Below are 21,507 nucleotides of genomic sequence, written 5' to 3'. Positions count from 1 at the left end.
ACGTTGGTCAGACGTTCGAGGTCACCGTCCGCAGAGTATCGCTCACAGCCCGAAGCGGCGTTGGAGGCTCCCGAGGTTGCCGGGGAGCTGGGGCAGTTGTGAGCCACTTTGCGGGACGTGTCCGCCCCCGCCCGGAACGCCCGCCTCGGTCGGTACCGCACCGGTTTCCAGCTCCGGCATCAGCTGTTCCGTGGACTGCAGCAGGACGGTGCCGGCGCCGACGAACTCGAACTGGTGCTCCTCGCCGGACGCTCCGCCGATTCCGGTGTGCGCCCGCAGCCCGCCCAGGATTCCCCGCAGGTACTGGTGGTCGTAGTGGTGGCACGGGGAGGGGCAGTCGGCCCAGCCGACGAGCGCCTGCGGGTCGACCCGGATCGGCGGCTCCATGAACACCACCGGGCCGTTGGAGGCGGCCACGAACTTGCCCGTCCCGATGAGGGTGAGGAAGCCCGGGATGATCGACTGCTTCAGCGCGAGAGATGGCTGAAAGGCGAGCAGGTTGCCCGCGCGAATGGTCAGGTTGCCGTCCTCCAGGTCGAAGGAGTTCACATCGAAGGCACGGTCCGCGAGCAGCATCTTCCCCCGGCCCTCGGCGACGACCCAGTCCGCGGCGTGCAAAGGCGAATGAAAACTGCCGGCGATCAGGCGGTCCAGGCGGCCGTGTCCGATGCCGTGGAAGTCGATCTGCCCGTAGTAGGCGATCATCTTCCCCTTCTGCAGGAACCACTGGCCGTTCAGATCGACGCTGAAGGCGTAGGCGTTGACGTTGTCGTCGGCCGGGAGCGAGGAGACGTCGTGGACGACGGGACCGGTCACAGTTTTTCCTCCGAGGCCTGGACGTAGACGGTGCCCTGGCCCGACAGCTCCAGCTGGAAGGCCTCGCCCGAGCCGCGGCCGACCATGTCGCGCCAGCCGAGGGCCGTGGACAGTTTGTTGCGGACGTCGCCGCGGTGGGCGACGTAGGCCTGCGGGTCGACATGGACCGGGCGCTGGGACGTGATCGGCAGCTCGATGACGCCGCCGTGCGCCATCACCGCGGCCGAGCCGACGCCCTTGAGGGTGGTGGTGAACAGGCCCTGGCCGGTGACCTGGCCGCGCACCATGCCCATCACCCCGCCCTGCGAGCCCATGAACATCGTGCCCTGCTGGAGCGAGCCGTCGAAGGCCAGCAGCCGGTCGGCCTCGACGTAGAGCGTCTCGCCGGTGAGGTCGACGACGTGGACGTGGTGGCCGCCGTGGCCGAACATGACCGTGCCCGTGCCCTCGACGGTCATCAGCGGGGTGGCCTCGCCGGCGATCCGGCGGCCGATCATGGAGCCGACGCCGCCCTGGCCGCCCTGGAGGTTCGGGGTGAAGGCGACCTCGCCGCGGTAGGCGAGCATCGCGCCGCGCTGGCTGAACAGCCGCTGGCCCGGTCCGATCCTGGCCTCCACCATGCGGGAGTTGAGCACCGTGAACGGCATCAGACCTCACCTCCCACGGTGTTGCGCTCGCTGGGCTGTACGTAGACCAGACCCTCGCCCTCGAAGCGGATCTGGAAGGCCTCGCCGGAGCCCTCCCCGAGGAAGGTGCGGAAGTTCACCCCGGACTGGAAGTGCTGCTTGAGGTCTCCGGTATGGGCGACGTACGCGCCCGGATCGACCTGGAGGGGGTACTGCTTGGTGACCCGCAGCACCACCGCGGGGCCGTGGGAGGTGATCGCCGCCTGGCCGCTGCCCTCGACGGTGGTGGTGAACAGGCCGTTGCCCTGGGAGGCGCCGCGCAGGCCGGTGAAGGTCGTGCCCGTCCGCAGCGCGGCGTCCGTGCACAGCAGATTGCTGGACTCGACGAAGAGCTTCTCGCCCTGCAGTCCCACCAAGTTGATCTCGCTGGCGCGGTCGGCGAAGTAGCAGGTGCCGTGGCCCTTCACCTCCATCACGGCCATCTGCTCGCCCGTGAGCCGCCGGGTGACCATGCCGCGCAGGCCCTCGCCGCCACCGGACATCTTCTTGAACGACATCTGGCCGTCGTACGCGACCATCGCACCGTTTTTCGCCTTGACGGCGTCGCCCGTCATATCGACGGCGAGCACCTTGCTCCCCTGGAGCCGAAACTGAGCCACGGGTGAGACGGTAGTCGGCCGCGGCCGCGCGGGGCAGGTCCTTTGGCCCTGATATCGCCCTGATCTCTTGCGGGCGCCGGCCGGGGCCGCCCCGTACCTCCCCCCGGCGCGGAGATCGCCGAGGCGGCTGTAACAATGGGGCGAAGCTTGTGAACTCTTGCACAAGCAGTGCCCGCCCGTCGCCCGACCTCCACCCCCAGAAGACGGCGCTGCGCGCCGACTGCCCATCTGCCACCCGAACGAGGTTCCCGTGGACATCAAGACCGCTGCCGCCCTGCACCGACTGCGCCTGGCATCCATCCCGGAGGCGCTCTCCTTCCCGGCGCTGCTGATCTTCGGTACCGGCTTCCGCCTGGCCTTCGACTACGACTCCCTGGTGATGCCGCTCGGCATGATCCACGGCCTGCTCTTCATCACCTACGTGGTCCTGCTGCTGGACGTGTGGAACCGCACGAAGTGGCCCGCCAAGCGCGTCGCCTTCTTCTTCGTGCTGGCGATCCTGCCGTTCGGCGGCCTCTACGGGGACAAGGTGCTCAAGCGCGAGGAAGAGGCCGGCGTGATCGCGGCCCGTGCCCGCAAGGAAGGAATCCTGAACACATGATCGTCGCCTTCTCCGTGAGCCCCCTGGGCGTGGGCGAGGACGTCGGCGAGTACGTCGCCGACGCGGTCCGGGTCGTCCGCGAGTCGGGGCTGCCGCACCGTACGGACGCGATGTTCACCTCCATCGAGGGGGACTGGGACGAGGTCATGGACGTCGTCAAGCGCGCGGTCGCGGCGGTCGAGGCGCGCTCCGGCCGGGTCTCCCTGGTGCTGAAGGCCGACATCCGGCCCGGCGTCACGGACGGACTGACCTCGAAGGTGGAGACCGTGGAGCGCTACCTCGCCGAGGGCGACGCCCGCCGGTCCTGAACCCGGCGGGCCCGAGCGGTGCGCCGCGGAACCACCGGACGGTTGTCCGCAGGGTCCTGGGCGGTCCCGCGGGCGTCCCGGGCGGCTTCTCGCGACACCCCTGAACGATCCCTGCGACATTCCGGCCGGCCGGCCCGGCCTCAGCCGCCCGCCGCCAGGGTGATCCCCAGCGGGGTCCGCTCGTAGAGCACCTGATGCCCGTGCCGGCGCGCGGCCAGCAGACCGGCGTCGCGCAGTACGGACAGATGCGCCGAGACGGAGGACGGCGCCAGGCCGAGCCGGTGGGCCAGGACCGTCGTGGTCGACGGCGGGTCGAGGGCGGCCAGTACGGCGGCGCGGTTCGCCCCCAGCAGCCGCGCCAGCGCCGGGCCCGTCTCCGGCTCGGTCCACAGCCCGCCGATACCGCGCGCCGGATAGATGACGGTCGGCTGCCACGGCGGGTCGAACCCGCTGACCACATCCGGCCAGACGAAGACGCTGGGCAGCAACAGCACCCCGCGCCCGTCCAGATCCTGCATCTGGGCGAAGTCGGTACGGGTACGGACGGTGAGCATGTCGCCCGACCACGACAGTCGCGGATGCAGATCGTCGAACAGCCGCCGCAGCCCGCCGCCCGCCAACTGGCGCGACCGGTAGGCGATCTCGGCCTCCAGCAGCGCCCGCAGGCGTGGCCAGTCCGGGGCGATCAGCGTCCGCCAGGCCCGTTCGGTGACCCGGGCCAGTTCGCGCACGGCACCCGCCGGATCCGCCAGCGCCGCCCGGCCGCGCGGGGATTCCGCGGCCCCCGGCGTGCAGGCCAGCGACTTGGCCATCTCGGCGCGCGCCAGGGCCGGGTCGGTGGCGCGCAGCCGCGCCAGCTCCTCGTCGAAACCGGCCATCGGGGCGTCGGGCGGGCGGCCCAGGAAGTCCGGTGTGTAGCCCGACGGCGGCATGAAGAGCCACAGCGGCGTCAGGTCCAGGCAGGCCAGCTTCTCGTGCATCCGGCGCAGCCACGGCGTGTGATAGCCGTGCCGGTCGGCGCGGTGCAGGGTGCGGACCGCCTCATGGGTCTCGCACAGCGGCGAGACGGCGAACCGGATGCGGAGCAGGTCGTCCGCCCCGAAGTGCAGGTTCACCGGCATGGCCGTGCACGCTCCCCCTCGCCCGGGATTCGGCTGGAGCCGAAACAATACGGGGCGGAAAGGGCGTTCGGCAGGCTGCGTTCATGCCCTCTCCTTCCGGGCCCGTGCCGTCGGGCCGCCTTCCCGCCTGCGCCGCCGAGGAGGCTGCCGCCGGCGCCGCACCCGGCGCCGACGAGGCCCGCGCCGTCGGCTACCGCGCCGTCTTCGCCGTCCCGGAGTTCCGTTACGTCTTCGCCGCGCATCTGCTGTCCTCGCTCGGCGTGGTGGTCTGTGAGATCGCGCTGTCCGTCCTCGTCTTCCGGATCTCGGGGTCGCCGCTGCTCAGTGCCCTGACGTTCGCGCTGGGACTGCTGCCGTACGTCATCGGCGGAACGCTGTTGTCCGCGGTCGCCGACCGGTACCCGGCCCGGCGGGTCCTGGTCGTCTGCGATGTGCTGTGTGCGTCGGCGGCCGCGGGGATGGTGCTGCCGGGCACCCAGGTCGCGGTCCTCCTGGTACTGCGCTGTGTGCTCGCGGCCATCGCGCCGGTCTTCGCCGGGACCCGCGCCGCGACGCTGGGGGAGATCCTCGGCGAGGGCGAGGCGTTCGTGCTGGGGCGCTCGGTGATCCGCCTGGTGAACCAGAGCGCGCAGCTCGCGGGGTTCGCGGCGGGCGGCCTGCTGCTCGCCGCGGTGTCCCCGCGGGCGGTGCTCGCGCTCACCGCCGGTACGTTCCTCGGCTCGGCCCTGCTGCTGCGGCTGGGGACGGTGGCGCGGCCGGCCCGCGACGGGGCGGGGGGTACGGAGCGCGGCGCGCTGCTGGGCGCCTCGCTGGGCGGGGTCCGGCAGCTGCTGGCCGACCGCAGGGTGCGCGCGCTGCTGTTGCTGACCTGGCTGCCGCCGGCGCTCGTCGTCGTCCCCGAAGCGCTGCTGATCCCCTACGCCGGTCTGCTCGGCGCGGGGCCGGCGGGCATGGGGCTGCTGATGTGCAGCATGCCGGTCGGCGCGGTGATCGCCGAGAGCCTGGCGGGCTCGTTCCTCGGCCCGCGCGCCCGCACCCGGCTGACCTTTCCCATGGGCCTCTTCGCCGTCCTGCCGTCGCTCGGCTTCGCCGCGCAGCCCTCGCTGGGCTGGGCGGTGCTGCTGCTCGCGCTGACCGGCACCGGGATCTCGTACAACTTCGGGGTCGACCGCTGGTTCGTCGACGCGGTCCCCGAGAAGCTGCTGGGACAGGCGATGACGGTGATGCAGGCAGGGCGGATGACGGTGATGGGCTCGGCGATGGGGCTGGCCGGCGTCGCCGCGGAGTTCGCACCGCTGCGGGTCGTGATGCCGGCCGCCGGTGTGGTGGGGGTGCTCTGCGTACCGGTGGTGATCCGGGAGGTGCGGCGTACGGCGGGAGCGGTCCGTGCGGGCGCCCCCGCGGTGCCCGGGCCGGCCGGACCGGTTCCGGGTACCGAAAACTGAGACACGGCTGACCACCATATGAGCGCCCGGTAGGGTCACAAGCGTGCCGAAGCCGCTCAGCCTTGCTTTCGATCCCATCGCGCGCGCCGACGAACTGTGGCAGCAGCGATGGGGTGCCGTGCCCTCGATGGCCGCCATCACCTCGATCATGCGCGCCCACCAGATCCTGCTGGCCGAGGTGGACGGGGTGGTCAAGCCGTACGGGCTGACCTTCGCCCGCTACGAGGCGCTGGTGCTGCTGACCTTCTCCAAGGCCGGTGAACTGCCGATGTCGAAGATCGGCGAGCGGCTGATGGTGCACCCGACCTCGGTGACCAACACCGTCGACCGGCTGGTGAAGTCCGGTCTCGTCGCCAAGCGGCCGAATCCGAACGACGGGCGGGGCACGCTCGCCACCATCACGGAGAAGGGCCGCGAGGTGTGCGACGCGGCCACCCGTGACCTGATGGCGATGGACTTCGGGCTCGGGGTGTACGACGCCGAGGAGTGCGGGGAGATCTTCGCGATGCTGCGGCCGTTGCGGGTGGCGGCGGCGGATTTCCAGGAAGGCTAGGGCGTCCTCGGGGCCGCCCGGCCCGGTCCGCGTTCGGAGGGGGGCGGCGAAGATCGCCCCGGAACGGATGGTTACGCTCGGGGCATGAAGCGAAGCGTCCTGACCCGCTACCGGGCGATGGCCTACATCACCGCCGTGATGCTGCTGGTGCTCTGCACGTGCATGGTTTTCAAGTACGGCTTCGGGATGGGCAAGGACCTCACCCTCGTCGTCTCGCAGGTCCACGGCGTGCTCTACATCATCTACCTGGTCTTCGCCTTCGACCTGGGCTCCAAGGCCAAGTGGAAGTTCGGCAAGCTGCTGTGGGTGCTGATCGCGGGCACGATCCCCACCGCTGCCTTCTTCGTGGAGCGTCAGGTGGTGCGGGAGGTCGAGCCGCTGATCGCCGATGACGCTCCGGAGCCGGCGAAGGTCTGACCGCCCCCGGTCCGCCTCGGCGCGGTCCGACGGCACACCTGCTGACCTCCTCATACGCGCCTGTCCACCGCCGGCCGGGCGCGTTCTCTTTGCCCGAATGCCGTCACGGAACGTGATGCTGTCAGCGCGCAGGGCGACTCGTAGGTCTCTCCCGTCGACAAGTACTAGGACGTCCAAGTAAATTCGACGGTATGGACGCTGACGCGATCGATGAGGGCCGCCGCCGCTGGCAGGCTCGGTACGACTCCGCCCGGAAGCGGGACGCGGACTTCACCACGCTCTCGGGCGACCCCGTCGAGCCGGCGTACGGGCCCCGGCCCGGAGACTCGGTCGAGGGGTTCGAGCGGATCGGGTGGCCGGGCGAGTACCCCTTCACGCGGGGCCTGTACCCGACCGGCTACCGCGGGCGGACGTGGACGATCCGCCAGTTCGCCGGTTTCGGCAACGCCGAGCAGACCAACGAGCGCTACAAGATGATCCTCAAGGCGGGCGGCGGCGGCCTCTCGGTCGCCTTCGACATGCCCACCCTCATGGGCCGCGACTCCGACGACCCGCGCTCGCTGGGCGAGGTCGGGCACTGCGGCGTCGCCATCGACTCGGCGGCCGACATGGAGGTCCTCTTCCAGGACATCCCGCTGGGCGATGTCACGACGTCGATGACGATCAGCGGGCCCGCCGTCCCGGTCTTCTGCATGTATCTGGTGGCCGCCGAACGGCAGGGGGTCGATCCGGGCGTCCTGAACGGCACCCTGCAGACGGACATCTTCAAGGAGTACATCGCGCAGAAGGAGTGGCTCTTCCAGCCCGAGCCGCATCTGCGTCTGATCGGCGACCTGATGGAGCACTGTGCGCGCGGCATCCCCGCGTACAAGCCGCTCTCGGTCTCCGGCTACCACATCCGCGAGGCGGGCGCGACGGCCGCGCAGGAGCTGGCGTACACGCTCGCCGACGGCTTCGGCTATGTCGAGCTCGGTCTCTCCCGCGGCCTGGACGTCAACACCTTCGCCCCCGGCCTGTCCTTCTTCTTCGACGCGCATCTGGACTTCTTCGAGGAGATCGCCAAGTTCCGCGCCGCGCGCCGGATCTGGGCCCGCTGGATGCGGGACGTGTACGGCGCGACCAGCGAGAAGGCGCAGTGGCTGCGCTTCCACACCCAGACCGCGGGTGTCTCGCTGACCGCCCAGCAGCCGTACAACAACGTCGTACGGACCGCCGTCGAGGCCCTGGCGGCCGTGCTCGGCGGCACCAACTCGCTGCACACCAACGCGCTGGACGAGACCCTCGCGCTGCCCAGTGAGCAGGCCGCGGAGATCGCGCTGCGCACCCAGCAGGTGCTGATGGAGGAGACCGGCGTCGCCAACGTCGCCGACCCGCTGGGCGGTTCCTGGTTCATCGAGTCGCTGACCGACCGGATCGAGGCGGACGCCGAGAAGATCTTCGAGCAGATCAAGGAGCGCGGCCTGCGGGCGGTCCCGAACGGCGAGCACCCCATCGGCCCGATGACCTCCGGCATCCTGCGCGGCATCGAGGACGGCTGGTTCACCGGCGAGATCGCCGAGTCCGCCTTCCGCTACCAGCAGGCGCTGGAGAAGGACGAGAAGAAGGTCGTCGGCGTCAACTGCCACCACGGCTCGGTCACCGGCGACCTGGAGATCCTGCGGGTCAGCCACGAGGTCGAGCGCGAGCAGGTACGCGTGCTCGCCGGGCGCAAGGAGTCCCGCGACGACGCCCGGGTCCAGTCCTCGCTGAAGGCGATGCTGGAGGCCGCCCGGGACGGCGGCAACATGATCGAGCCGATGCTGGAGGCCGTACGCGCCGAGGCGACCCTCGGCGAGATCTGCGGTGTGCTGCGGGACGAGTGGGGCGTGTATACGGAGCCCGCCGGCTTCTGAGGCCGGTCCTGGAGGTCAGTGGGGGCGTCCCTTCCCCCGGGAGTGCGGGGCGGCAGGCATGGGCCTGCTGCCCCGTACGGCTGCCGGGCCACGAGCGACGCCTGCGGGGCCACGGAGCGCCGCCCGACTCGCCGGTGGCCGTACGGCGCCGTCAGCCCGCGGCGGGAAGCGACTGGTAGCGGCTGCCCGCGAAACGCCGCAGTGCGGTATCGAGGCCGTTCAGGCGGGTGCTCGTCTCGTTCTTCGCGGGGGAGACGATCGTGCACTTCAGCACACCCGTCCCGGCGTGGAGCGGGGAGGGGACCCGGGTGTCCGTTCCTTCTGCGAGGGCCGCCGTCAGGGCGATGCTGCGCCTGTTCCGCTTTCCGGTGAGCGTGACGGAGGAGATGTCCCGCCAGGGCACCGTGACCGTGTGCGGGCCGTGCCGCACATGGAGCCCGTCCGCTCCGACCCGCAGTGCCCTGGGTCCGAGGAGTGGCAACGAAACCATCACCCCGTAGAGCAGATGCAGCAGCATGACGAAGAGCGTCAACACGAACGCGGGCGCGGCCGCGTGGGCCATCTCTCCGGCCAAGTCCAGGAAGCCGGCGATCGTCAACGCCGAAACGGCCGGCCATTGCAGGCGGCGCAAGACCGCCGCGCGGCCCCATTTCTCCACGGTGAACGCGGGGAGGGCGGCCGGTGGTTGAGCAATCGGCCGATGCCCGCGCGGTGCCGCCACGGGCGGCTCGGCCGTGACTGTCGCGCTCGCGGGCTGCGGTCCGGTGGCCGCCAGGGCATCCGCGTCGGAAACGGTCTCCGCCACGGGCCTCGGCGCGATGCGCGGGTCGGGGACCGTCGCGCGTGCTGCGCCCGCGAGGCGTGCGAGGAGCGCGTCGGCGGTGGGACGGGCCTCCGGAGACTTGTGCAGACAGTCCTGCACCAGCCCCCGCAGCCCGTCCGGCACGGCGCTGAGATCGGGTGCCTCGTACACCACCCGGAACAACAGCGCGTGGGAGGACCCGTCACCGAAGGGTCCTGCGCCGGTGACCGCGTAGGCGAGCAGGGAGCCGAGCGAGAAGACATCCGAGGGCGGGCCCACCGGCTGCCCCAGTGCCTGCTCCGGCGACATGAAGCCAGGTGTGCCCATGACGGTCCCGGCCTTGGTCAGATCGGTACCGTCGGTGGTCTCCAGGGCCTTGGAGATGCCGAAGTCGATGACCCTCGGACCGTCGTCGACGAGCAGGACATTGGAGGGCTTGAGGTCGCGGTGGACCAGGCCGCCCCGGTGGAACGAGGCGATGGCCTCGGCCAGTCCCGTGCCGAGCCTGCGCACCTCGGACTCGTCCAGCGGGCCCTGCTGGAGGACGTGCGCGTCGAGCGAGGGGCCTTCGACGTACTGGCTTGCGATCCACGGCATGGTGGCGTCCGGGTCCGCGTCGACGACCGGCGCGGTCCAGAAGCCGCCCGCCCGCATCGCGAGCTTGGCCTCGCGCCGGAACCTGTCGCGAAAACCGGGCGTGGCCGCCAGATCCTCCCGTACGAGCTTCACGGCCACCCGCCGTCCCGTCACGGATTCTCCGACGAACACCCGGCCCATCCCGCCCGAGCCCAGACGTCCCAGCAGTTGATACGGTCCGGCGGCCCGTGGGTCCGCAGCCTCCAACGGCTCCATCAAGCTCCCCATCCACCGCACCCGGATTTTCCGAGGTCTCACCCTAGGGGGTGTCTACCCGATCATCGAGTCGTGGGTCCGCGGTGAGGGACGGGGAGATTTCTGAGGTGGCCCGGGCGGTGATCGTGCCGCTGCTGCCGCCTGCGGGACGAACGGTCCGGCCCCTGGCGGACCGTCCATGGACGGTCCGCCAGGGGCGGCCAGGACACGCCCTAAGCCGCCGGTACCGGCAGGCGCAGCCGGAACAGTGCGCCGCCGCCCGGCGCCCGCTCGGCGGTGAGTTCGGCGCCGTGGGCGCGGGCGATCTGGCGGGCCATGGCCAGGCCCAGGCCGGAGCCGGGCAGGGCGCGGGCCGCCTCGGCGCGGTAGAAGCGGTCGAAGACGTGGGGGAGGTCGCCCTCCGTGATGCCGGGGCCGTGGTCGCGGATCGTCAGGTCCAACTCGCCTGTGGTGAGGGCGAGTTCGGTTTCCACCGGGCCGCCCGGCGGGGAGAACTTCGCGGCGTTGTCGAGGAGGTTGGACAGCAGCCGGGACAGGCGGGACGGCACTCCGGGGATCGTGCGGCCGGCCGCGGACGGGGCGATGGCGGCGGTGAAGGTGATCTCCGGCCAGTGTTCGCGGGCCGCGCCCACCGCGTGCTCCAGGAGGGCGGCCGGACGCACCTGCTCCACCAGGGGCTGTGGTTCCTCGTCGCGGGCCAGCTCGATCAGGTCGTTGACGAGGGTGGTGACCTCGCGCAGCTGGCGGCCCAGCGCGGCCGAGGCGCGGTCGCGCTGGGCGTCGGTCAGGCGGTCGGCGCGGGCCAGGAGTTCGGCGTTGGTGCGCAGCGCGGTCAGCGGGGTGCGCAGTTCGTGGGAGGCGTCGGCGACCAGGCGGCGCTGCGCGGCGACGGACTGTTCGAGCTCCCCGAGCATGGTGTTGAAGCTGGTGGCCAGGCGGGTGACCTCGTCCTCCCGGGAGAGGGGGCCCGCGGGGAGTTCGATGCGGTGGCGGGCGTCGCGGGTGGCGGCGATGCGTTCCGCGGTGGCGGTGAGCCGGGCGACCGGGGCCAGACCCGTACGGGACACCCAGTAGCCGAGCGCGGCGGCCAGCAGGACGCCGGCGCCACCGACCGCGGCCAGCGCCCAGGCGGCCTGTTCCACACCCCGGTCGACGGTGTCGGAGCGCTGGGCGACCTGGACCGCCTCGTCCTTGTCGCCCAGGCGGGTGGTGAGCATCAGGACCGGCCGGCCGGCCACGGTCTGCCGGTCGTAGAACGCCGCCCGCCGGCCGTCGGCGACCTGGCGGGTGGCCTCGGAGACGTGCAGCACATACGGCGTGCGCGGGTCCTTGGCGGGGTCGGACGGCACGATCTGGACGCAGGAAGAGGCCGGGTACTGGCAGAGGGTGTCACTGGGCGTGGGGCCCCAGTCGTGGCGGTCCCGGATCGTCTGGGTGGCCGTCTGGGTCAGGGTCAGTTTCAGCTGCCGGGTCATCTGGTAGTCGAGGATGACGAACGCGGCCGCGCAGACGCCGACCGCCACCAGCGCCACCGCGGCGGTGGCCGCCAGCGCCAGCCGGGTGCGCAGCGGGCGGCGGCGCCGCCAGCGGGCGCCCAGGCTGCGGGTGCCGGTCATGCGCCCTCCGCGTGGTCCAGGCGGTAGCCCACCCCGTGCACGGTGTGGACGAGGCGGGGCTCGCCGCCCGCCTCCAGCTTGCGGCGCAGATAACCGATGTAGACGGCCAGCGAGTTGGAGTCGGGGCCGAAGTCGCGGCCCCAGACGCGCTCCAGGATCACTTCGCGCGGCAGCACCTGCCCGGGGTGCAGCAGCAGCAGTTCCAGCAGCGCCCACTCGGTGCGGCTGAACTCCAGCGGCCGGCCCGCCCGGTGGCCGGTGCGGGTCATCGGGTCGACGACCAGATCGCCGAAGGAGAGCCGGGTGTCCTCGACGGCCGTGGTGGAGGCCCGGCGCAGCAGGGCCCGGACGCGGGCCACCAACTCGTCCAGGGCGAACGGTTTGACGAGGTAGTCGTCGGCGCCCGCGTCGAGCCCGTCGACCCGTTCGCTGACCGAGTCCAGTGCGGTCAGGACGAGGATCGGGGTGCGGTCGTCCAGCGCGCGCAGCCGGCGGCAGACGGCCAGGCCGTCCAGGACGGGCATCATCACGTCCAGGACGAGGGCGTCCGGCTGCCAGGCGGCGACCTCCGAGAGGGCGGCCAGGCCGTCGGCGGCGCCCCGTACCGCGTAGCCCTCCACGGCGAGGCCGTCCTCCACGGCGGCGCGTACCTCCGGTTCGTCGTCGACGACGAGGATCTTGGGGGCTGGGGTGTTCCCGGGCGTGGGGGGCATGGACATAGGCTGCCAAACACCTCTCTTAGAAGCTTCTTAGGGCGTATCGCGAGCGTGGCGGCCATGCGCACACCACTCTCCGTCGTGATCGGTGCGGGCGGCACCGGCGGCCACATCTATCCGGGACTCGCCCTCGCCGACGCGCTCCGCCGGGCCGTGCCCGATGCGGTGATCTCCTTCGTCGGGACCGAACGCGGCCTGGAAACACGGCTGATCCCCCGGGCCGGGTACCGGCTGCACACCGTCGACATGATCCCCTTCGACCCCTCGCTCGGCGCCCGACGCTATCTGCTGCCCGCCGCGCTGCTGCGCTCGGGTGCCCAGTGCCGGGCGATCCTCAAGGAACAGAAAGCCCAGGTCGCGGTCGGTATGGGGGGCTATCCGAGCGCTCCGGTGATCGTCGGGGCCAAGATGGCCGGGCTGCCGAGCCTGGTCCACGAGTCCAACGCGGTGCCCGGCCGGGCCAATAAGTTCGCGGCCCGGCTCACCCCGCACATCGCCCTCGCCTTCGACCGCAGCCGGGAGCATCTGACGGGCGGTGAGCGGGCGGAGACGGTGGGGATGCCGCTGGTGGGCCCGCTGGCCGAGCTGGACCGGGCGGGGCTGCGGCCGGCCGCCCGCCGGGCCCTGGGCGTTCCGGACGGGGCACGGCTGCTGCTGGTCAACGGCGGAAGCCTGGGGGCGGCCCGGCTGACCGAGGCCGCCGTGGGCCTGGCCGGCCGCTACCGGTCGCGCGGCGACCTGCGGCTGCTGATCAAGACCGGGCCCGCGGCCCTGGAGGAGACCCGGGCCCTCCTGGCGGCGAACGGCGGGGACGCGGTCGCCGAGGCGGTGCCCTACCTGGACCGGATGGATCTGGCGTATGCCGCCGCCGATCTGGTGGTGTGCCGGGCCGGTTCGGCGACCGTCGCCGAGCTGGCCACCATCGGGATGCCGGCCGTCCTCGTGCCGTATCCGCATGCGCCGGGCGACCACCAGACCCATAACGCGCGAGTGCTCTCCGACGCCGGGGCGGCGCTGCTGCTGCCCGATCCGGAGACCTCGGCGGAGCGGCTGGACGCAATGGTCACCCCGCTTCTCGACGACCCCGGCCGGCTCGCCGCGATGGGCGCGGCGGCCGACCCGGGCACCCATGCGCAGGCCGCCGGCCTGCTGGCCGACAAGGTGCTGGCGCTGGCCGGTCACCCGTCCGTCGGCCACCACCTCACGATGAAGGAGTCAGCATGAGCAGCAGTAGGAGTCAGTGGACGGGCCGTCGGGTCCTGGTCACCGGGGCCGAGGGATTCATCGGCTCGACCCTGGTCGACATGCTGGTGGAGGCCGGCGCCGAGGTGCGGGCTTTCGTCCACTACAAGCCGTACGCCGAAAAGGGAAATCTGGCGCGCTATCTCGGTCCGGGCGGCCCGGTCGAGATGGTCGCCGGGGACGTGCGGGACGCGGGCCGGGTGATGGACGCCGTCGAGGGCTGCGACACGGTCTTCCACCTGGCCGCGCTGATCGGGATTCCGTACAGCTACGACTCGCCGGGTGCGTATGTGCAGACCAACGTCGTCGGGACGGAGAACGTCGCGGAGGCCTGCCGGCGGCATGCGGTGCGGCGCATGGTGCATACGTCCACCAGTGAGGTCTACGGGACCGCGCTGACCGCGCCGATCGGCGAGGACCACCCGCTGCAGCCGCAGTCGCCGTACTCCGCCTCGAAGATCGGCGCGGACATGATGGCGCTGTCGCACCGGCACGCCTTCGGGCTGCCGGTGACGGTGGTGCGGCCGTTCAACACCTACGGCCCCCGGCAGTCCGCGCGCGCCGTGATCCCCACGATCCTGGCCCAACTCCATGCGGGTGCCCGGCAGATCAAGCTCGGATCGCTCACCCCGACCCGCGACTTCACCTATGTCACGGACACCGCGGCCGGGTTCCTGGCGCTGGCCGACTGCGACCGGGCGCTGGGCGAGGTCGTCAACCTCGGCACCGGGCGGGAGATCGCCATCGGGGCGCTCGCCGAGGCGCTGATAGCGGCCTCCGGCCGGGAGGCCGAGGTGGTGGTGGACGCCGAGCGGCTGCGGCCCGCCGGCAGCGAGGTCGAGCGGCTGCTGTCGGACAACTCCCGGGCGCGCGAGTGGGCTTCGTGGCGGCCGGAGGTCTCGCTGGAGGAGGGGCTCGAGCGGACCTCGTCCTGGGTGGCGGAGAACCTGCACCTGTTCGCGGCGGACCGCTACCAGGTCTGATGCGTGCCGCGGCGGGGCACTCCGGTGCCGCGCCGCGGCCGCCCGGTTCCCCGGCTCAGCCCTGGTCGCCCAGCCCGGAGAGTCCGGTGAGGAAGAGAGCCGTGAAGTCGCGCCCCCACGCGGCGTCCACGGGCTCGCCGCTGACCAGGGTGCGGTGCACGATCGCCCCGGCGATCACATCGAAGATCAGGTCCATGTTGCGGGTGGCGGCCTGTTCGCCCTCCGCGCCGGGGGTGTCCGGGGGCAGCTCGCCACGGGCCTGGGCGCGCGAGCGGCCGAGCAGGACCAGCCGCTTCTGGCGGTCGACGATCGCCGAGCGGATGCGTTCGCGCAGCGCCTCGTCGGTGGTGGACTCGGCGACCACGGCCATCAGCGCCGTCTTGGTCTCCGGCCGCGCGAGCAGCGCGCCGAACTGCAGGACCACGCCCTCGATATCGGACCGCAGACAGCCCCGGTCGGGGAGTTCGAGCTCGTCGAAGAGGACCGCCACGGCGTCCACGACGAGCTCGTTCTTGTTGGCCCAGCGGCGGTAGAGCGTCGTCTTCGCGACACCGGCCCGGGCCGCCACATCGCTCATGGTGAGCCGTCCCCAGCCCAGATCGACGAGTGCGGCACGGGTCGCGTGCAGGATCGCGAAATCGGTCTCGGCGCTGCGCGGGCGGCCCGTGCGGCCTTTCCGGGGGCTGGCGGAGTGGTGCATGCGGGCGACCATACCGGGGAGTACGGCCGCCGCCGCCCGTGAGGCAGATCACTCCCCGCGGGGCCGGAACCGGTTGTGTCGCGGGGGCGACGGCGAGTTACGCTACGGGTCGTAGCGTAAGAGTGACAGCCACTGGCCGTGGGTGGGGACCCATGGCCGCGCACGACGGTCCTCCTCGGGGCCGCACAACGGTCCTCCTCGGGACCACGACGGGCAGCGGTCCCCGGACGTACGCCGGCATTCCGGCGGGGCGTGCGGACGGGGTGCGGCGCCCGGCAGGACGGCCCGGTGGCGGCACCGGACCGGCGATCCGCACCACCGCCGCACGACCGATCACGTCGCCGACCGCAGCGCTTTCCGGATCGCTTTTCGGAACGGCCCGCCCAGGGGGGAGGATGGACCCATGCAGCCACGCAATATGTCCATGAGTGGAGTCGTCGACCTCGCAGCGGTGAAGGCGGCGGGGGAAGCGAAGCAGAAGGCGGAGCAGGCTCGTGCCGAGGCCGCCCGTACGGGCCAGGCACCCGTGAGCGGTGCCCGCCTGGTGTTCGACGTCGACGAAGCGGGGTTCCAGCAGGACGTCCTGCAGCGCTCCACCGAGGTCCCGGTCGTCATCGACTTCTGGGCCGAGTGGTGCGAGCCGTGCAAGCAGCTGGGTCCGCTGCTGGAGCGCCTCGCGGGGGAGTACGCCGGCAAGTTCGTGCTGGCCAAGATCGACGTCGATGCCAACCAGATGCTGTTCCAGCAGTTCGGGGTGCAGGGCATCCCGGCGGTCTTCGCGGTCGTCGCGGGACAGCCGATCCCGCTGTTCCAGGGCGCGGCCCCGGAGTCGCAGATCCGCCAGGTGCTCGACCAGCTGGTGCAGGCCGCCGAGCAGCAGTTCGGCATCGTGGGAGCGCCCGTCGACCCGCAGGCCGCGGGCGAGGCGGAGCGGGAGGCCGAGGCCCCGGTGCCGGCCGGTCCCTACGACGCGCTGCTGGAGGCCGCGAACCAGGCGTTGGACTCCGGCGATCTGGGCGGTGCCGTCCAGGCGTACAAGAACGTGCTCAACGACGACCCGGCCAACCCGGAGGCCAAGCTCGGTCTGGCGCAGGCCGAACTCCTGCACCGGGTGCAGGATCTCGACCCGCAGGCGGTGCGCAAGGAGGCCGCGGAGAACCCGGCCGATGTGCAGGCGCAGATCCGGGCCGCGGACCTCGACCTGGTCGGCGGGCACGTCGAGGACGCGTTCGGCCGGCTGGTCGACGCGGTGAAGCGGTCGGCGGGCGACGACCGGGAGGCCGCGCGACTGCGGCTGCTGGAGCTGTTCGAGGTCATCGGCGCGGAGGATCCGCGGGTGACGGCGGGGCGCACCGCGCTGGCCCGGGTGCTGTTCTGACCGGTGTCTACGTAGCCGCCCGCTTCTGACCAGTACGACCACCGCGAGTTGACCGAACAAACGACACAGCGGCCACGTTTTGCCAAAACTTGGTAAACGTGGCCGCTGTTACTTCAAGTAAGCCTGAGCGGCCCCCTTGTGGCGCTGTGTCCGCAATTGCCCAATGTCCCCTCACCGTTAGTGGCGACCGTGTGTGTCCGGTCGGTTTCGCTGGGTCGTGGCGTGTTTATCGGGCCGTTACCCGCAAGTAACGAGCCCCTTGTGCGGCGGCCCCGAATGGACCACGATCGGCCACGCTCGGTCCATTCCCGCAGCCCGGCATCCGGTTGGTGCCGCGGGGTACTTGGGTCCCCACCGAGTGGCCGGCGGCAGTGCTGCCGGCCGTGGACAGGGGGGTCTCTGCCCCACCCGGCAGGGCCTGTCCAGTGAGGTTGCGCGAGAGCGTGGCCAGTGGTTGTCGCTCGGGGGTGATCGCCGGTGTTCGGAACACGTTGTGCCTCCGAGACAGGCGCTCTCCTTCCCGAGGACGTAGCACTTCTCCCATCCCAGGTACGGCTTCCCAAGTGGGGTCGCCCGTACCGGAGATGTACGTCCGAGAAGGAGGAAAGTCATGGAGTCCCTGGCTCGTGGCGGGACCAGATGGAAGCGGTTCGCCGTCGTCATGGTGCCGAGCGTCGCGGCTACGGCCGCGATCGGTGTTGCCCTCTCGCAGGGTGCGCTCGCGGCGTCGTTCAGCGTGTCCGGCCAGCAGTTCAAGGTCGCTACGGACCGGCTGGACGGCACCGGATTTGTTCAGTACGGAGCCATTGACGCCCAGAAGGGCGGCAAGCAGGTCCCGGTGGCGGTCTCGGGGTTCTCGAACGCCAAGATCAAGAACCTGTGCCAGTCGGTCGTCGTGCCGGTCCCGGTCTTCGGCGATGTGTCGATGAAGCTGTCGGCCGGTGGCGGTGACACGCCTGTCGAGGCGAAGAACCTCTACATCGACCTCGACGAGCTGTCCGCGGACGCGACCTTCAACAACATCGACATCGGTGTTGCTGCGGGCTCGACGACCAAGGGCCCTGGCATGCACAAGGGCGACAAGGCCGATCCGGGCTCGTTCGCCCAGCAGGCCGAATCGGCCACGCTGACCCACGTCAGGCAGCAGGCATGGGCCACGACGGCCGGAACGTTCAAGCTCAGCGGCCTGAAGATGAGCGTCGCCAAGGGCAAGAGCGAGTGCTACTGACGCACTGAGCGTGCGGGCGCGGGGCGAGCTGTGCGGCATTCGCTGTTCCCCGTGCCCGTACGCCGGGTAGCCCAGTAGCACCTCAGCACAGAACCACCGATTTGCCAGTCCCGAGGAGCTGTACGACATGAGCGCCGACACGCGACCACGGCTGATCGAGACCATCGGCCGGAAGCGGCTTTCGTTCCGGGAGTGGCGCGGACACCGCCCGTTCTGGGGCGGCATGCTGACTCTGCTGGCCGGCATCCCGATCATGTACATCCCTTACGCGAATCTCACGATCGGTTCCCTGACCGTCCGCATGGCGACCACCGCCGGCGCCGGCTCGCTGATCATCGGCGTACTGCTGGTCGTGCTCGGTCTGACCATGTGGTTCCAGCCCGCTTCGCGCGTCTTTGCGGGTGTGGCGGCGATTCTGCTCTCCCTGGTCTCCCTCGTCGTCTCGAACTTCGGCGCCTTCCTGATCGGCTTCCTCCTGGGGCTGATCGGCGGTGCGCTGGGAGTCTCCTGGGCGCCGGGCAAGGCCGACCGGAGCGGAGGCGACGCCGATGAGCCGGCCCGCACGACGATCGCCGGACCGGTGGTCGCCACGCACCCCGCGCCGGCCGACGGTCCCGGGTTGGGCAATGGACTGGACGACCTGTCAGGAACGAGCCCGACCAACGGAACGAACGGGAGGCACCGTGCCGGGTGACGAGCTGCACGAGGAGAGCGCAGCTGCCGGGGCGAGATCCGGGCCGAGGCACGCGGCGCCGAGGAAGCCGCTGCTGACTCGGCTCCACGTGCCGGCGGGCAAGGCGATAGCCATTGCCGCCATGCCGTCCGCCGTGCTCATGGGCATGGGGCTCACGCCCCAGATGGCGATAGCCAAGCCGGCGCCCAAGAGCCCCTTCAAGGACGGCCCGTGCGTCACCGCCCCGGACAAGGTGGACAAGAAGGACACCAAGTCCAAGGACGGTACGACGGACGGCAAGGACGACGCACCGGGCAAGGGCGACACCAAGCCGTCGGCCGAGCCCTCCGCCTCGCCCTCCGCCGGCAAGGACGCGGACAAGGCGCCCGAACCCTCTCCGTCCGGCTCCGCGAAGACCGACGAGCCCTCGGGCTCCGCGACCCCGTCGCCGTCGGCCTCCGAGGACAAGAAGGACGACGGAGGGCTGCTGGGCGGCATCGGTGACGCGCTCGGCGGTCTCCTCGGCGGCGACAAGTCCGAGGAGCCCTCGGACGCACCGAGCCCCTCGACGTCCGAGTCGGCCTCGCCGAGCCCCTCGGCGTCCGAGTCCAAGGACTCCGGCTCCGTCACCGACAAGGTCACCAAGCCGGTCAAGGACACCGTCGACGGCCTCAAGGACGGCACCGGCAAGGCCGGGGACGCCGTCAAGAACGGCTCGAAGACGGTCAACGACACCGTCCACGGCGCGGTGGGCGCGGCGGACAACGCCCTGCCCGGCGGCGGCCTCGACGGCAAGGACGCCGACGGCAAGAAGTCCTTCCCCTGCGTCGTCGAGAACAAGCAGAAGGGCGATGACGAGCAGACCCCCGTCACGCTGCCCGACGACCCCTGGCACCTGGAGTCCAGCGCGCTCACCCTGCGCGGTCTGAACTACGAGGGTGTCGTCAACGTCCAGACGCAGAACGGCCACACCAAGCAGGCCCTGAAGTTCACCGCCGACAGCGTCGACATCGGCGATCTGCACCAGACCGTCGACGACCGGGCGTCCGGCAAGAAGTACCACGTCCAGGCGTCCCAGGGGTCCACCTCCACGATCCGCGGCGGCAAGGTGACCATGTACACCGAGCGGCTGCAGGGCAACCTCTTCGGGCTGATCCCGATCGTCTTCGACCCCGAGCACCCGCCGCCCATCAACGTCCCGTTCGCGTACTTCACCAAGGTGAAGATCGACCAGGCGGGACAGTTCGGCGGCAACCTCCACGTCCCGGGTCTGCACCAGTTCATGACCGGCTGAGGAACGCCCCGGGCCACCGACCCGTTCGGGAGCCGCGGAAAACGGCGGTGGGCCGCCCCCCTCAGGGGGGCGGCCCACCGCCGTTTCGCGTGCCGGGAGGCGTCAGGACTGCTCGCCGCCGAGGTGGTGCACGCGGACCATGTTGGTGGTGCCGGGGACGCCGGGGGGCGAACCGGCGGTGATCAGCATGGTGTCGCCCTCGCTGTAGCGCTTGAGCTTGAGCAGCTCGGCGTCCACCAGGTCGACCATGGCGTCGGTGTTGTCGACGTGCGGCACGACGAAGGCGTCGACGCCCCAGCTCAGCGTGAGCTGGTTGCGGGTGGACGCCTCGGTGGTGAAGGCCAGGATCGGCTGGGCCGCGCGGTAGCGGGAGAGCCGGCGGGCGGTGTCACCGGACTTGGTGAAGGCGATCAGCGCCTTGCCGTCCAGGAAGTCCGCCATCTCACACGCCGCGCGGGCCACCGAACCGCCCTGCGTACGCGGCTTCTTGCCGGGCACCAGCGGCTGCAGACCCTTGGAGAGCAGCTCCTCCTCGGCCGCCTCGACGATCTTCGACATCGTCTTGACGGTCTCGATCGGGTAGGCGCCGACGGACGATTCGGCGGAGAGCATGACCGCGTCGGCGCCGTCGAGGATGGCGTTGGCGACATCGGACGCCTCGGCGCGGGTCGGCCGGGAGTTGGTGATCATGGACTCCATCATCTGGGTCGCGACGATCACCGGCTTGGCGTTCCTGCGGCACAGCTCCACCAGGCGCTTCTGCACCATCGGGACCTTCTCCAGCGGGTACTCGACCGCCAGGTCGCCACGGGCGACCATGACGGCGTCGAAGGCCATCACGACCTCCTGCATGTTGGCGACCGCCTGCGGCTTCTCGACCTTGGCGATGACCGGGACCCGGCGGCCCACCTCGTCCATGACGCGGTGCACGTCCTGGACGTCCTTGGCGTCCCGCACGAAGGACAGCGCGACCATGTCGCAGCCCATCTTCAGGGCGAACTTGAGGTCCTCGATGTCCTTCTCGGACAGCGCGGGCACGTTCACCGCGGCGCCGGGCAGGTTGATGCCCTTGTGGTCGGAGACGACCCCGCCCTCGATGACGATGGTGCGCACCCGGGGGCCGTCGATCTCGACGACCTGGAGCGCGACGTTGCCGTCGTTGATCAGGACCGGGTCGCCCTTGGACACGTCGCCGGCCAGGCCCTTGTACGTCGTGCCGCAGATGGTGCGGTCGCCGGGGACGTCCTCGGTGGTGATGACGAATTCGTCGCCGCGTACCAGCTCCACGGGGCCGTCGGCGAAGGTCTCCAGGCGGATCTTGGGGCCCTGGAGGTCGGCCAGGACGCCGACGGCGCGGCCGGTCTCCTCGCAGGCCTTGCGGAGGCGGTGGTACCGCTCCTCGTGCTCCGGCTGGGTCCCGTGGCTCATATTGAAACGGGCCACATTCATGCCTGCCTCGATCAGCGTCTTCAGCTGGTCGTAGGAGTCGACGGCGGGGCCCAGGGTGCAGACGATTTTGGAACGGCGCATGCGCAGAATCCTATCGGTTTGTTTAGCGGCGGAATATTTCGGTAGGCGGAAACAC

General features: G+C 71.1%; 21 protein-coding genes. 12 read left to right on the top strand and 9 right to left on the bottom strand.

Features of this window, described 5'->3' with window-relative positions:
- Positions 1-42: 42 nt before the first annotated feature.
- Genes Scani_RS03920 through Scani_RS03910 form a run of 3 tightly spaced genes read right to left on the bottom strand, consistent with a single transcriptional unit; the run spans position 43 to position 2,101 of the window.
- A complete protein-coding gene (locus Scani_RS03920) occupies positions 43-816 on the bottom strand; it encodes an AIM24 family protein (protein ID WP_159470051.1) in 774 nt (257 codons plus the stop codon).
- Entirely contained in the window at positions 813-1,463 is a 651-nt protein-coding gene (locus tag Scani_RS03915; protein WP_159470049.1) for an AIM24 family protein, read from the bottom strand. Before Scani_RS03915 ends, Scani_RS03920 begins: the two co-directional genes overlap by 4 nt.
- The gene (locus Scani_RS03910; protein WP_159470047.1) at positions 1,463-2,101 is read right to left on the bottom strand and encodes an AIM24 family protein; all 639 of its coding nucleotides are present in this window, start codon (positions 2,099-2,101) and stop codon (positions 1,463-1,465) included. Before Scani_RS03910 ends, Scani_RS03915 begins: the two co-directional genes overlap by 1 nt.
- A gap of 250 nt (positions 2,102-2,351) precedes the next feature.
- On the opposite strand from Scani_RS03910, the gene Scani_RS03905 reads away from it, so the two are divergent.
- Both Scani_RS03905 and Scani_RS03900 read left to right on the top strand, forming a co-directional pair.
- Entirely contained in the window at positions 2,352-2,702 is a 351-nt protein-coding gene (locus Scani_RS03905; RefSeq protein WP_159470045.1) for a DUF3817 domain-containing protein, read from the top strand.
- Positions 2,699-3,010 carry an MTH1187 family thiamine-binding protein gene (locus Scani_RS03900; RefSeq protein ID WP_159470043.1) on the top strand — a complete coding sequence of 104 codons (312 nt, stop codon included), beginning with the start codon at positions 2,699-2,701 and terminating at the stop codon, positions 3,008-3,010. Before Scani_RS03905 ends, Scani_RS03900 begins: the two co-directional genes overlap by 4 nt.
- A 140-nt stretch (positions 3,011-3,150) precedes the next feature.
- On the opposite strand, the gene Scani_RS03895 is transcribed toward Scani_RS03900, so the two are convergent.
- The gene (locus Scani_RS03895; RefSeq protein WP_159470041.1) at positions 3,151-4,131 is read right to left on the bottom strand and encodes an ArsR/SmtB family transcription factor; all 981 of its coding nucleotides are present in this window, start codon (positions 4,129-4,131) and stop codon (positions 3,151-3,153) included.
- An 83-nt stretch (positions 4,132-4,214) separates the two neighbouring features.
- Here Scani_RS03895 and Scani_RS03890 point away from each other — a divergent pair, with 83 nt between their 5' ends.
- The 4 genes from Scani_RS03890 (at position 4,215) to icmA (ending at position 8,438) form a co-directional block, all read left to right on the top strand.
- Positions 4,215-5,576, top strand: coding sequence for an MFS transporter (locus Scani_RS03890; protein WP_159470039.1), 1,362 nt, complete (start codon positions 4,215-4,217; stop codon positions 5,574-5,576).
- 43 nt (positions 5,577-5,619) lie between these two features.
- Positions 5,620-6,129: a MarR family winged helix-turn-helix transcriptional regulator gene (locus Scani_RS03885; protein ID WP_159470037.1), complete on the top strand. Its 510-nt coding sequence runs from the start codon at positions 5,620-5,622 to the stop codon at positions 6,127-6,129.
- An 84-nt stretch (positions 6,130-6,213) separates the two neighbouring features.
- The gene (locus Scani_RS03880; RefSeq protein ID WP_159470035.1) at positions 6,214-6,546 is read left to right on the top strand and encodes a DUF3817 domain-containing protein; all 333 of its coding nucleotides are present in this window, start codon (positions 6,214-6,216) and stop codon (positions 6,544-6,546) included.
- 191 nt (positions 6,547-6,737) lie between these two features.
- Entirely contained in the window at positions 6,738-8,438 is a 1,701-nt protein-coding gene (gene icmA / locus Scani_RS03875; RefSeq protein ID WP_159470033.1) for a coenzyme B12-dependent isobutyryl-CoA mutase large subunit, read from the top strand.
- A gap of 151 nt (positions 8,439-8,589) precedes the next feature.
- On the opposite strand, the gene Scani_RS03870 is transcribed toward icmA, so the two are convergent.
- The 3 genes from Scani_RS03870 to Scani_RS03860 form a co-directional block, all read right to left on the bottom strand.
- Positions 8,590-10,092 carry a serine/threonine-protein kinase gene (locus tag Scani_RS03870; RefSeq protein WP_159470031.1) on the bottom strand — a complete coding sequence of 501 codons (1,503 nt, stop codon included), beginning with the start codon at positions 10,090-10,092 and terminating at the stop codon, positions 8,590-8,592.
- A 212-nt stretch (positions 10,093-10,304) separates the two neighbouring features.
- Positions 10,305-11,708: a sensor histidine kinase gene (locus Scani_RS03865; RefSeq protein WP_159470029.1), complete on the bottom strand. Its 1,404-nt coding sequence runs from the start codon at positions 11,706-11,708 to the stop codon at positions 10,305-10,307.
- The gene (locus Scani_RS03860; protein WP_159470027.1) at positions 11,705-12,427 is read right to left on the bottom strand and encodes a response regulator transcription factor; all 723 of its coding nucleotides are present in this window, start codon (positions 12,425-12,427) and stop codon (positions 11,705-11,707) included. The genes Scani_RS03865 and Scani_RS03860 overlap by 4 nt, the downstream gene beginning before the upstream one ends.
- Positions 12,428-12,484: 57 nt before the next feature.
- Here Scani_RS03860 and Scani_RS03855 point away from each other — a divergent pair, with 57 nt between their 5' ends.
- Both Scani_RS03855 and Scani_RS03850 read left to right on the top strand, forming a co-directional pair.
- Positions 12,485-13,648 carry a UDP-N-acetylglucosamine--N-acetylmuramyl-(pentapeptide) pyrophosphoryl-undecaprenol N-acetylglucosamine transferase gene (locus tag Scani_RS03855; RefSeq protein WP_159470025.1) on the top strand — a complete coding sequence of 388 codons (1,164 nt, stop codon included), beginning with the start codon at positions 12,485-12,487 and terminating at the stop codon, positions 13,646-13,648.
- Positions 13,645-14,649 (top strand): SDR family NAD(P)-dependent oxidoreductase, encoded by a 1,005-nt coding sequence (locus tag Scani_RS03850; RefSeq protein ID WP_159470023.1) that lies wholly within the window; start codon positions 13,645-13,647, stop codon positions 14,647-14,649. Before Scani_RS03855 ends, Scani_RS03850 begins: the two co-directional genes overlap by 4 nt.
- 55 nt (positions 14,650-14,704) lie before the next feature.
- Here the strand turns inward: Scani_RS03850 and Scani_RS03845 are convergent, their stop codons facing one another.
- On the bottom strand, positions 14,705-15,361 hold the full coding sequence (locus Scani_RS03845; protein ID WP_159470021.1) for a TetR/AcrR family transcriptional regulator: 657 nt from the start codon (positions 15,359-15,361) through the stop codon (positions 14,705-14,707).
- Between the two features lie 391 nt (positions 15,362-15,752).
- Between Scani_RS03845 and Scani_RS03840 the strand changes: the two genes are divergently transcribed.
- The 4 genes from Scani_RS03840 to Scani_RS03825 all read left to right on the top strand — a co-directional run bounded on the left by Scani_RS03840 (position 15,753) and on the right by Scani_RS03825 (position 19,922).
- Complete coding sequence (locus tag Scani_RS03840) at positions 15,753-16,727, top strand: tetratricopeptide repeat protein (RefSeq protein ID WP_159470019.1); 975 nt, start codon at positions 15,753-15,755, stop codon at positions 16,725-16,727.
- Positions 16,728-17,337: 610 nt separating this feature from the next.
- On the top strand, positions 17,338-17,955 hold the full coding sequence (locus Scani_RS03835) for a DUF6230 family protein (protein ID WP_159470017.1): 618 nt from the start codon (positions 17,338-17,340) through the stop codon (positions 17,953-17,955).
- Between the two features lie 127 nt (positions 17,956-18,082).
- Positions 18,083-18,649, top strand: coding sequence for a DUF6114 domain-containing protein (locus tag Scani_RS03830; RefSeq protein ID WP_159470016.1), 567 nt, complete (start codon positions 18,083-18,085; stop codon positions 18,647-18,649).
- Positions 18,639-19,922, top strand: coding sequence for a hypothetical protein (locus Scani_RS03825; RefSeq protein ID WP_159470014.1), 1,284 nt, complete (start codon positions 18,639-18,641; stop codon positions 19,920-19,922). The genes Scani_RS03830 and Scani_RS03825 overlap by 11 nt, the downstream gene beginning before the upstream one ends.
- Before the next feature lie 102 nt (positions 19,923-20,024).
- On the opposite strand, the gene pyk is transcribed toward Scani_RS03825, so the two are convergent.
- A complete protein-coding gene (gene pyk / locus Scani_RS03820) occupies positions 20,025-21,452 on the bottom strand; it encodes a pyruvate kinase (RefSeq protein WP_159470012.1) in 1,428 nt (475 codons plus the stop codon).
- Between the last annotated feature and the right edge of the window lie 55 nt (positions 21,453-21,507).

The sequence above is a fragment of the Streptomyces caniferus genome (genome assembly GCF_009811555.1).
Lineage (GTDB): Bacteria > Actinomycetota > Actinomycetes > Streptomycetales > Streptomycetaceae > Streptomyces > Streptomyces caniferus.
This window is presented reverse-complemented; position numbering and strand designations above follow the sequence as displayed.